Here is an 11478-nt window from a genome sequence, read left to right as displayed (position 1 = left end):
AGCATGAAAAACACACCGGAAGGGAAGGTGGTACCTTTCAGTTACCAACTTTATTATGATCCCACACCAGTGTGGGATCATAATAAAGTTGGTAACTATCACGCATCGTGGCAAAGTCGGGGTCATTCTTCTCAGGAATCTAGGGAATGACCGACCGAATTCCTGAGCTGTTCACTCAGAGGGTTGTCCACCATACAAGCGAGTATAAGGGGCTGGGAGAAGCCTTCATCGGTAAGCGGTATAGCAATCAGTCCGTGAGCCATAGACGCGACGCTGGCAGGAAGGATCGTGATGCCGATACCCGCCCCAACAAAACAGAGCGTGCTGCCAATATCGGGTACCTCTAAAACACGGCTTATGGATATTCCTGCCTTGTCTGCTAATGTCTCCAGTTGTCGCCTCAGAAAGGTTCTTTGGGTAGCCGGCTGAAGCAAAAAGCGCTCTCCATCAAGCTCCCTAAAATCGATGGATGATCTTTCCTGCAATCTATGACCCGGGTTCAAAATCACAAAAAGTGGTTCAATTCCTAACCTGGATACTGACAATCCAGACAGAGAGTCTTCGTCCAGATTCGCGCGGAGAATAGCCGCATCAAGCTTGCCATCTTTCAGGGATTCGATATGAAAAAGGGCATTCCCTTCGCATAGCTCCAGGTTGAGCAGGGGGCGATCTGTGAGGAGATTGGCCAAGGCTGAAGTGAGGGTTTTGGAGAAGATGGCGCTTGCTGAATAACCAATACGTAACGTGCCTATCTCACCGTGTGCAGCTTGTCGTGCGACGTTGACACTTCGATGGGCTGCACTAAGTACTTGCAGGCTCTCACCAAGAAAGGCTTCGCCCGCCTTCGTCAGATGAACTCCTCGGGTGTTTCGCTCAAACAGTTTGACGCCCAAGGTATCTTCTAATTTTTTGATACTTTGGCTCAGCGGCGGCTGGGTAATATGCAATCGTTCTGCAGCTCTCCTGAAGCTGAGCTCCTCGGCAACCGCAACAAAATGCTTAATCTGTTTTAGCTCGACCACTTCATCCCTCCTTTGAGGTGAGAATACCCTGTTTTCTGACAGAGCGCTCTGTCTGGGCATGTATCACTGCAATACCAAATCCGACATTCTTTCGTGCTTTGCTCTCGGGTAGCTTGCTCCTTTCTATCGCGACGGAGTTAGCAATGCGCACGGCCTTGATGATCGGATCGATCGGCTCTTTTTTTAACTTGTACCAACTGCAGGCACTATTTCCGCAGTTGGTAGGCCGGTTCGGAACAACTGTAACTGAAGCTGGTTGGTTAAATATGGCGTCGCTGCTAGGCATGATGATAACTGCGCCGATAGCTGGCGCGGCGACAAAAAACTCCAATCCTTCGACTGTTTTGATATTTGGCTTCTTTGCTTTGGCGGCACTTAATGCCTCGATTGCCTTAACTACGAGTCAGTATTTGCTTTGCGTTTTTCGGATTGGTCAGGGGGTTGTGATTCCATTTCTTTTGACCTCAACGATGAACCTAGTCTCAACGCGACCAGAGAGCTTCGTGCCACTGTACGTGACCGGAACGATTGTGGGCAGCACCTTTAGCCGGCTGTATCCTGCTTGGTCAGTTGGTGCAATGGGATGGGAGCTGGGGTTCCTAAGTTCCGCATGCCTTATGACGCTGTCCGCACTAGCGATTCGTCTTCTACTGAATGCCTCCGGTACTGAACCAGCGAGCCGACTGGAACGGTATCAAACCCCAGTGGCATACGTGAAACATGCCTTTTCCGACAGAACGCTGTTAGTTGCGTATCTTGCGGGATTTGCACTGCTTTTCACGCAAAGTGCGGTCTTCACGGTGCTTGGCCTTTGGCTTTCCATGGAGCCCTATCTTTGGGATTCAGAGCGGATTGGAACGCTCTATCTTGCATGCCTCCCGGCACTGTTTTTCGTTCTTGGCGCGCGTTTTGTCAGACGCTACATGACTGAAGCGATGATCGCAGCATCACTTATTTTGTTGGTATGGGTTTCACTTTGGATTATTGGCGTAACTGACATATCCATCATCATAGGCGTTGTGCTGTTCGCCACGGGAACCTACATGTTTCAGACAGTGACGACCCAGCTGTTAAACAACTCGCGCCTTGTGCCAGCTGGGGTTGCAACCGGGATATACCTATCCTGTTACTATTTGGGCGGCGCTATTGGTGCAAGCCTCGCTGCTTACGTATTTTCTGCATGGGGCTGGAGCGGAGTTATTGTCTGTATAGCAATGACTCAGGCATTCATCTTTTGCCTCGTTCTTTTTGTACGATATGGCTACATGGCAACCTTTGAATCGGGCAATTGTGGCTAATATACCCCTTTGGCTCTGAGTAATGTTGCTTTCTGACCGGCGCGTTGGCCCAACCAAACGCTGTCACTGTCGCAGGGCCAAACCGGGCGATACCTCGAAACCAGAGCACGTAGCAGAAAGCGGCTCCGGCAATACCAAGCCAAAGATAGCCAACCCGCGCCAGCAGGAGTACAACGAGTGGTTGCATCGCTCCCAACGTAGCGGCTACGCCTCCGGGCAGCCGATAGGCAGCGACGAAGAGCAACCCCCAAAATACCGAAAAGTTCAGCCCTCCTAAAATAAACAAGCGCCCGTACCAATCACGATTAGGCAGTCTTTTAACTAAAACCAATAGGATTAGCCCGGCTGGCAGTGCACGGAGCATTGCGACGCCTAGCGGGTGGCCATGTGGTAAGAGCTCAGTCGTCACTATATAAGTACTGCCCCAAATCACAGGAGCAAGGGCAGTCAGGCTCAGGTCGATACTGCGGTGCATAGTAAATGCCTTATGCAACGGCTGTTTTTTTAAGGCTCCAGTCTTCGCTGGAGAGAGAGTGGTTGGGTGCGAAGGTTGACACCATCAACAACTGAATAAAAATGCCCACCAGCATAATGATCCAAGCCATGGTCAGGTCATCAAACACGCCGCGGAGCAGACCCGCTATAAAGGGCATAAAGCTAGCTATGATATAACCACCGCCTTGTACGAAACCCATCAGCGCACTGGCTTGACTGACTTTTTCTAAATGATCCATCGCAATGATCAGCGACATAGGGAAAAGTCCTCCGATGCCCAAGCCAAGCAACAAGAGGCCTGGTATGACGAGTGCCTCGGGAGCAATGATCAGGCTAGCCAGACCGAAGCTGATCATAACCAAGATCGTGTAGAGCACAGGCCGACGGTCTGGGAAACGGTGGATAATGGAGGTCAGGCCCACTGCCGCAATAACTTCTGCTAGCGTAAGCCCTCCCAAAAGAAGACCACTAGCTGTGCCAGACCAACCCAGCTGTACATAGAACGGTGGTAACCAAGCGAGCACCAGAGTGTATGCTGAGGTACCAATGCCAAAAAATATCAGGAGAAACCAGGCGCGCCCAGACGCTATGGGGAGTCGAGTGCCGCGCTTGCTATCTGCGCTTGATGGAGAAGCGCTCACGATTAGCCAGCTGATCAGTGCAATGATAGCCAGCGCCCCCCAGACCGCGAGTGACAACGGCCAGCTACTGACTACCGACATGGGAGCGACCAGGGATGAGGCGAGCATGGCACCACCCATGATCCCCACTGTGTATAGGGCCATCAATTGAGCAGCCTTGTCACTGTGGTCCCTTTTGATAATGCCTGGGATCACTGCCTGGATCAGCGCAATACCAACGCCACCCATCGCAGCGGTAACGATCAGTCCTGTCGCGCCGTGGAAATAGAGCCGCGCCAGCGAGGCAACGCCTAGCGCGATTAGGCTGCAAAGAACGGTTCGCTCTGCGCCCAGCGTGCGCTGAAGTAGTCCGCCAAAAAACGCAAACAATCCCATGGCGAAAACAGGAAGCGTGGTTAATAGGCCGGCGGATACATCTCCGATGCCACTATCATTCTGAATCATATCGAGAACTGGACCTATCGCAGCCATGATTGGACGTAAATTCAATCCCACAAGAACCACCGTGATCGCGAAGAGCAGATAGCTCCTTTCGTTGACTTTTAGCATGCAACACCTGAATAATTGAACTTACGCAAACATTCTCGATACAAAGATACTTTATGTCAAGACAAATTAATAATGCTCCGTCTCGCGCGGATATCGCGCTGCAGCAATGGCAGCGTGAATGCCCTGAACTTGATGCTTCTGTTATGTCGTTGTTTGGTCGGCTGGTTGAAGCGTCAGAAATGTTTAACAGGCTGCATATAGCTCCATTGAATAAAGAGCATTCTCTCCAGCGCGGGGAGTTTGATGTTCTCGCAACACTTCGTCGTTCGGGGAAGCCCTATGCGCTTTCGCCTACGGAGTTGTATCGTTCACTGATGGTGTCTTCAGGAGGCATGACGAACCGATTGGATCGACTTGAAAAGTCGGGGTTGGTGCGACGTGTGCGTAGTAGTGAGGATCGTAGGGCGATCATCGTGGAGTTGACAGATAAAGGGCTGGAAAAGATAGATTCCGTGTTGGTGGGGCATTTATCAGGTCAAGAAAAACTACTCGGAAATTTGGACAGTGAGCAACGGAAAGCCTTGGATGGGCTGCTCGCAACGCTCATTGAATCAATGTCGGAGCAGGAAAAATGAAAGGTATCAGACGGCCCTCGATTTTCGGTCACGGCATGGAGAGGTCTGACTGAGCCTGAGAGGTACGGCATTTCTGTCAAAGAGGCTCCAAACTCCAGCCTTGTTCGGTAGCAAGTAAGCGATCTGTTAGTCCAAGGTTTTCCAGAAATGAGTCATCATGCGACACCACGATCAAAGTGCCTTGGTAACTACGCAACATGATTTCCAATGCCTGTACTGAGGGCAGATCAAGGTGATTGTTCGGTTCATCAAGTAACAACAGTTGCGGTGGTGAATCGGCGTAGAGTATGCAAGCGAGAGCTCCCTTTAGACGCTCACCGCCGCTCAGCGACCCGCTGGGTGTCGCTATCTTCTGCGCGTGAAGTCCTAGTTGAGCCAAGCGCATGCGTAGGTCCTCTTCGGTAGCTGTGCGATTGGCTAATCGTAACTGCTCTAGTACCGTCTTCTCTGGATCCAGGTTTTCTAATCGCTGATCGAGATATGCGCTCTCGGGCGTAACCTTGGATACCCCAGCCAAAGGCGAAACTTGTCCTGCAAACACTCGAAGCAATGTGGATTTACCACAACCGTTCGGGCCGACTACACCTATACGCTGTTGTCCACCCAGGATCAGGCTTATGGTTCGGGTTGCTCCCGATACGTACGGCAGCTCCACGTCATTCAATTCGGCCACGCGACGCTTTGCGGCCTGCGTGATTGGTATTTCATGCAGGGTTATTTGCGACTCATCTTCAACTTGTTGTGCGGCTTCACGCACGCGTTGGTTGAGTTGTGCCTGGCTGGAGGCCTGTTTCTGGCGCAGCGCGCCTGACGATGTCTCGCTGCGCTCTTTCTGACGATCCAGCAAGATCTTGGCTTGATTGGCCTCTTTGCCTCGCCGGTTACCGCGCGCTTGCCGTTGTTCCTGCCGTACACGCTGCTTTCGCATCGCCTGTTCCTGCCGTTGGCGTTCAAGCTTGCGCTCACTAAGGTTTTGTAGGGCGTTCTGTCGTTCGTGTGCCTTAGCCTCGGCGTAAAATGAGTAGTTGCCTCCATAGCTTTGCAGCCCCAGAGAAGACAATTCCACGATGCGCTCCATGGACTCCAGCAATTGCCTGTCATGGCTGACCACAATCAGTCCGCGTGGCCAGTGTTGAAGTTGTTTGATCAGTGCATGACGGTTCGGTCGGTCTAGATGGTTGCTCGGCTCATCAAGAATCAGGAAGTCTGCCCCCGAAAGCATGGCGCCAATCAGGGAAACTCGCATCGCCTCACCGCCGCTCAGAATGCTGGCAGGTGTATCTGCTTCAAAGAAGCCCAAGTTATTGCGCTCAAGTTCATAGCGGAGTCGCTGGTGTATGTCCCAGTGATCGCCTACTGCATCGAAATCCTCCGGTGCTGTACTGCCTGACTCAATACGTGCTAGCGCATCCAGCGTGTGCTTTACCCCCGCCAAGTCGGCCACTGTAGAACCATCAGGGTGCACCACTTGCTGGGCGAGGTAATGCACGCTGCCGGAGCACTGGCAGTGGCCGGTGGTTGGTTGTAACAACCCAGCCAAGATGCGTGCTAGCAAAGTTTTGCCGACACCATTGCGTCCGACCAGTCCCGTTGAGCGCATATCGAACTGCTCGCGAAGGCCGGAGAAAAGAGTTCTGCCGTCTGGCAGAACGTGGGACACGTTTTTCAGTACGAGATGGGTATTCGTCATGCTTTGTTCCAAAGATGCCAAGAACTCCCCTGCTATTGGGGCTGGTGGAGACTGGCCGTCATAATAACGGCGGCATCAATGGCGCATTGGACAAACACCTCATATTGGAGGGGATAGACCAAATATTGTACAAGCACTTGCAGAAATGGACAATGCAGTATTCTGAAACGGGGTCAGAGTCACTCAGTTCTAAGTCCTTAGGCACTCAGTACTCTAAAGGCTGACGAGCCAGTAAATCGTCCTGTATTCTGGGTAAATTGAGGCCATTTTCGGATCATCCGAAGGGGGGCGCGGCCTGTTCGACTATATCTTGAGAACAACGATGGGATGAGCGTTTTATGGCAACTGAAAGTGAGTTTCTGATGGATCGATACGAACACCCGGTGGTGGCGACCATTGCGGTACTTTTCAGGAAAGAGAAGGTCTTACTGGTGCGCCGTGCCAACCCGCCAGATGCAGGTCGATGGGGGTTTCCGGGAGGGAAGATAGAGTTGGGAGAGACAGTCGAGATGGCGGCGGTGAGAGAACTGTATGAAGAGACCGGAGTTCAGGCTGCCGCCAGGAAAGTTTTCAATGCCGTGGATGCATATGACGTTGATGATGAAGGGCGTCTTCGCTCCCACTTTGTTCTGATTGCGGTGCTGTGTTTCTGGGAAGCGGGCGAACCGTTAGCTGCCGATGATGCACTGGATGCGGCGTTCGTTCCCATGACAGCCCTGGGTACAAGTGATCTTGCCCTGAGCCTAGATGTGGAAGAGATCGCTCGGGAGGCCTATGCCTTAGTGTCTGCGCCAGGCAGTCTGTAAGTGTTTTTCGTTTTAGCTCGGCCTTGTGGCTTGCCAGAATTATATACCGCCCCGGTCTCAACCTTGTTAAAAAGCTCGTTGAATCTCGGGAGCTCGCCGCTGGCTAATATAAGGTGTCGACGTCTAACAGGTAGTCTGTCCTCGAACGCGCATCTCGATGGCGTCATGCAGCCAATATTCGGTTTCCACGGCAATACAGCGTCCGCTCACAATAACATCTCTCTCCAGTTTTAACGCGGGGGACCCATCGCGCACCAACAATCTCTGGGCCTGTAGTGTGGTTAGAGGCTTCGAAGAAATAGCGACGTCCAGACGCCGATTGTTGTAGCCATACACATCCCGAACCAGCCCCGTCAGGGAATTCGTCAGGCTCCGCTCCAGCAATCCGGGAAAGTCCTCTTCCCGGAAGTAACAGGCTTCAAGTAGCACCCAGCGCCCTTCGACAGCCCTGCGTCGAATTACGTTCAAGGTGGGGATAATGGCCGAGAGACCCAGCTTTCGGCTGATTCTCGCAGGTGGGGGTTTGCGCTCGGAGAGAATCAGTTGGGTATCGAGCGCTCGATTATGAGTTCTGGCTTCCTCAAGGAGGCTGTGGGTCCGAGTTGGGTCATAGATAAATGGAGCGGGGGCTACAAACCAACCAATACGGTTCAAGCGATAGATCAGCCCCTGACCTTCGAGTAAATGCAGGGCGTCCCGGGCATTAACCCGACTAACGCCCAAACGCTCACACAGACTGCGCTCTGAAGGCAGTTGAGTGCCAGGATGTAACTCTCCCGAATGGATCCAGGATTGCACGCTAGCGGCAACGCTATGGTAAGTAGTGGCCGGGTTCATTGGTTTCCTGATGCGATGTATTCAGGTTGGTATCACACCTTTCTTTGATGACACTGGTGTGACAGGTCTGGTACGTACCAGTTGTAAGAAATCTTTAAGAATTCAGCAACATTTTGATAATAGGACTGACATTTTACCTCCATATATTGGTACGTACCAATACTGGTATAGACCAACAGGAGAGTCTGATGCTCATCTCTTACCGCACTCTGCTAGCTTTGAGCGCTTCAGCGTTGTTGTTAGTAGGCTGCAATGATTCCGATAAAACATCGGACCCCGGGACCGACACCGAAGTGCCCGGCAATCCGGATGCGGTTGCTGTCCCACCACCACAGGCCGCTGAGGCGCCGGATTTCATCGTGCGGCCCTACTTACAAGCGCCTGCAAGCGACACCATGACCGTGATGTTCGAGACCGAGAACACCGAGCCAGAAGTGTGGGCGCGTTCGTTTGGCTCCGGTGAGGAATTTCAGAAGGTAGGTTCGGAGGTTCACTCTGAAGATGGTCTGGTCTACCGTTCAGTTTTGTCGGGCCTGACATCCAATACCCTTTACGAATACTACGTGACCACGAAAGACGCCGAGGGCAGCCAGCGAGTAACCCAGGCGTTCGCCTTCAAGACCTGGCCCAATGCCAGCGATGATGTCACCGAAGCCCGGTTCATTGCCCTTAGCGATACCCAGTTGGACCGGGAAATCTACGAGGTCGTGCTGAACAATGTGGTCTCTGACGGTTTCATGATGGAGGAGTGCGACGGCTCCCGGCCCAAGACCTGTGCCGAGAATATTGCCGCCATCACCATTTCGGGAGACGTGGTGCAGACCGGTGGCGAACGGTCGCACTGGCGGGAACAGCTGTTCGGACGGATGGCTGACATAACACCCTACGTGCCTTTGGTCACCGTACCGGGCAACCACGATTACTATTCCAACGCCGAGTTGGAACTCTATCGAACCTACATGTCACCCCCTGACAACGGTTCTATTGGTTACCAAGACCACTGGTACTTTCTGGACTATCTGGACCTTCGACTGGTTGGTTTGGACAGCTATCCGATATCGGGTGCCCATGGCAGCTTTAACCGAGAGACGCTGGCCGTACAGCGCCAGTGGCTAAGAGAAACCCTGAAGGACGCTGAGATACAGCAGAAGACGTTTGTCATGGGGATGTTCCACCACGGATGTTTGTCCGAAATGTGGAACGTTGGGGAAAGCATTGGCTCTTGCGAAATGGTGTCTGAACTGGAGCAGTACAGTGAAAATACTGGCGCCATTACAGGTCACTTCTTTGGTCACACCCATGCTTACTCACGAGGCCAGTCGCTGAACACATCCCATCTATGGCTTAACGCTGCCAGTGCTTCCGGATATATTGAGCCGCTGGATAGTGCTGATCACCAGAATAATCAGATCAGCGACTACGACACTTTTGAGGTTAGCCGGAGCGAGTTCGGATACAGCGTACTGACCTATCGGTTTGGCCCCGAGGCATCGGTTACCTTGCAGCGTAAGAAAGGCGGCTACGACGGTGACACGGACTTCGAGGTGGTGGACGAGGTAACATTCGCAGCGGCCGCAAACAATAACCTTCCGCAGGCGACTGCGGGTACTGGCGAGCTGTCCGCGACAGAGATCGAGCTTGCCATTAACGTCGGCGCACCCGAGCAGGTCCACGAAGTTCAGTGGCAGGTTTCTGAGAGCGAAGCATTCGAAGGCACTGTGTTCGATATATGGGGTAACGAAACTCGTCGCCACAATGTTTTCTATGACGAGGCGTCCCGCGTCGGTGGCGATGAGTACCTTGGCTTTGAAGCGGTTGATACCCAGCAAGGGGCAGACATCTTTCGGCTTGACCTTTCCACGCAGCTGGACAGCCAGACCGTGCGCCCTGGCGGGGATGATTATTATCGTTGGACCAAGCGCTTTGACTCCCAGAATACCCATATCTCGACCTATGATGAATACAGCGGCCAGCCGCGTCCAACGCTGAGCTTCAAGCCGGGTACCACCTACTACTGGCGCGCCAGAGTCCGCGATGGGCAGATGAACTGGTCAACGTGGAGTGACAGCTATAGCTTTAGTTTGGCCGGTACGCGGACACCCAATTTACTGGTCAACGGAGATGCCGAAGCCGGCGATCTATCGGGGTGGGTGCTCACGAGCGGCCTCATCAGCGCGATCACGGCAACCAACAACGGCGGTTTCGCCTCCGACGACGGAGACTATTATTTCTCGGGGCGTGGTTTTGGCCAGGGTCAGTCTGGAGATTGCTGTACCGATACAGCCTATCAAACCGTGGATGTTTCTGGTTACGGGATGGATATCGATTCGGGTAAGGTCTACCTTGAGCTTTCGGCCCGGATGACCACCTGGTCTGGTGACGACCTGCCGGAACTCAAGATTGAGCTGTTGGATGGTAGTGATCAGCCGATCGAGTGGGGCAAACCGGCAACGCGAACCAGCTCTTCTGTCAAAAGCTGGGAGACACAGGGTCTGGATGGATTCCTGCCAAGCGGGGTCCGCAGCATTAGGGTTTACATGGGTGGCGAACGTACAGCGGGCAGCGATAACGACGTCTACTTCGACAACCTTTCCCTAAACCTGTTGTACTGACACGGTCGTTTTAACGCCAACACGAGAGAGGGCCAATCCCAGCCCCTGTTGCGCACCGGGCGTTCCATAAGCGCCCGGTACGCAACAGGTTGGTGCTTTGTCATACGGCCGTCACCTTGAGGCCCTAATGTGAATGGTTTTGTTGAACTGAGGAGCGCGTGCATGGAACAGCGGTTGGCCGGGGACGACACTGCGCCTTTGTATATGAGAGTGCGGGATCAACTGGCGATCCAGATAGAAGAGGGATCGTTAACGCCCAATACTCGTCTGCCCTCAGAACGGATTCTGGCGGACGAACACGGCACCACACGTGTGACGGCCCGGCTGGCACTGGCTCAGCTTGAGGCGGAAGGCCGTATATACCGTTCTAACCGACGAGGCTGGTTTGTTTCGCCACCAAGACTCACCTACAAGCCCACTCAGGACTACAGCTTCTCCGATAATGTCGCCTCTCAGGGACGTATTCCGGCGACCGAAACGCTCGATGTCACACCCACTCAAATCAATGCTTGGCTCGCGGTAAAAACCGGTCTGGAAGTCGGCGATCCGATTATATGGCTCCGCAGGCGTCGGCGGATCGACGGTCGCCCAGTGCTGGTCGAGAACATCTACCTGAACCCGAAACGCCTTCCAGACATTGAAACCTATGATTTCAATCGCTCTCTTTGGAAACTGCTGCGAGACCAATATGGGGTGGAGTTGCAGAGTAAGCGCATTGAAATGTACCCGACCGCACTTGTTGATCCACAGGCTAGCGCAATCGGCGTGACTGCTGGTATAGCGGGGCTCTACGTCACCCGTTGCAGCCACGATCCTGATGGGTGTTTCGTGGAGTTCGATGAGGAGTTCTGGCTGCACGATGCACTGAGCATTCAGGTCGAAGTCAACTGAGCGGCCATCCCTACTAATCCACACTGTCATTAGGCTTTCATTAAACCGTCACATTTCCTTGC

Annotated in this window: 10 protein-coding genes; 5 read left to right on the top strand and 5 right to left on the bottom strand. The window is 53.1% G+C overall.

What is annotated here, in order from left to right; all coding sequences use genetic code 11:
* Window positions 1-131 precede the first annotated feature (131 nt).
* Window positions 132-1022, bottom strand: coding sequence for a LysR family transcriptional regulator (locus ACTHYN_RS12150; RefSeq protein WP_441812713.1), 891 nt, complete (start codon window positions 1020-1022; stop codon window positions 132-134).
* 143 nt (window positions 1023-1165) lie between these two features.
* Between ACTHYN_RS12150 and ACTHYN_RS12145 the strand changes: the two genes are divergently transcribed.
* Complete coding sequence (locus tag ACTHYN_RS12145) at window positions 1166-2320, top strand: MFS transporter (RefSeq protein WP_441812712.1); 1155 nt, start codon at window positions 1166-1168, stop codon at window positions 2318-2320.
* Here ACTHYN_RS12145 and ACTHYN_RS12140 read toward each other — a convergent pair.
* A complete protein-coding gene (locus tag ACTHYN_RS12140) occupies window positions 2250-2795 on the bottom strand; it encodes a DMT family transporter (RefSeq protein WP_441812711.1) in 546 nt (181 codons plus the stop codon). The genes ACTHYN_RS12145 and ACTHYN_RS12140 overlap by 71 nt on opposite strands.
* A gap of 10 nt (window positions 2796-2805) precedes the next feature.
* Window positions 2806-3927, bottom strand: a complete 1122-nt coding sequence (locus ACTHYN_RS12135; RefSeq protein ID WP_441812715.1) for an MFS transporter — start codon at window positions 3925-3927, stop codon at window positions 2806-2808.
* A gap of 131 nt (window positions 3928-4058) precedes the next feature.
* Here ACTHYN_RS12135 and ACTHYN_RS12130 point away from each other — a divergent pair, with 131 nt between their 5' ends.
* A complete protein-coding gene (locus ACTHYN_RS12130; RefSeq protein WP_441812710.1) occupies window positions 4059-4580 on the top strand; it encodes a MarR family winged helix-turn-helix transcriptional regulator in 522 nt (173 codons plus the stop codon).
* 76 nt (window positions 4581-4656) lie between these two features.
* Here the strand turns inward: ACTHYN_RS12130 and ACTHYN_RS12125 are convergent, their stop codons facing one another.
* A complete protein-coding gene (locus tag ACTHYN_RS12125; RefSeq protein WP_441812709.1) occupies window positions 4657-6270 on the bottom strand; it encodes an ABC-F family ATP-binding cassette domain-containing protein in 1614 nt (537 codons plus the stop codon).
* Window positions 6271-6608: 338 nt separating this feature from the next.
* Here ACTHYN_RS12125 and ACTHYN_RS12120 point away from each other — a divergent pair, with 338 nt between their 5' ends.
* On the top strand, window positions 6609-7076 hold the full coding sequence (locus ACTHYN_RS12120) for an NUDIX hydrolase (RefSeq protein WP_441812708.1): 468 nt from the start codon (window positions 6609-6611) through the stop codon (window positions 7074-7076).
* Between the two features lie 123 nt (window positions 7077-7199).
* Here the strand turns inward: ACTHYN_RS12120 and ACTHYN_RS12115 are convergent, their stop codons facing one another.
* On the bottom strand, window positions 7200-7913 hold the full coding sequence (locus tag ACTHYN_RS12115; protein WP_441812707.1) for a UTRA domain-containing protein: 714 nt from the start codon (window positions 7911-7913) through the stop codon (window positions 7200-7202).
* A 188-nt stretch (window positions 7914-8101) separates the two neighbouring features.
* Here ACTHYN_RS12115 and ACTHYN_RS12110 point away from each other — a divergent pair, with 188 nt between their 5' ends.
* Complete coding sequence (locus tag ACTHYN_RS12110) at window positions 8102-10525, top strand: metallophosphoesterase family protein (protein ID WP_441812706.1); 2424 nt, start codon at window positions 8102-8104, stop codon at window positions 10523-10525.
* A gap of 162 nt (window positions 10526-10687) precedes the next feature.
* Window positions 10688-11416, top strand: coding sequence for a UTRA domain-containing protein (locus ACTHYN_RS12105; RefSeq protein ID WP_441812705.1), 729 nt, complete (start codon window positions 10688-10690; stop codon window positions 11414-11416).
* The last annotated feature ends 62 nt before the right edge of the window (window positions 11417-11478 follow it).

Source organism: Marinobacter sp. (assembly GCF_052091845.1).
Taxonomy (GTDB): domain Bacteria; phylum Pseudomonadota; class Gammaproteobacteria; order Pseudomonadales; family Oleiphilaceae; genus Marinobacter.
Note: the sequence above shows the minus strand (reverse complement) of the source record. Positions and strands in the feature narration are given on the sequence as shown.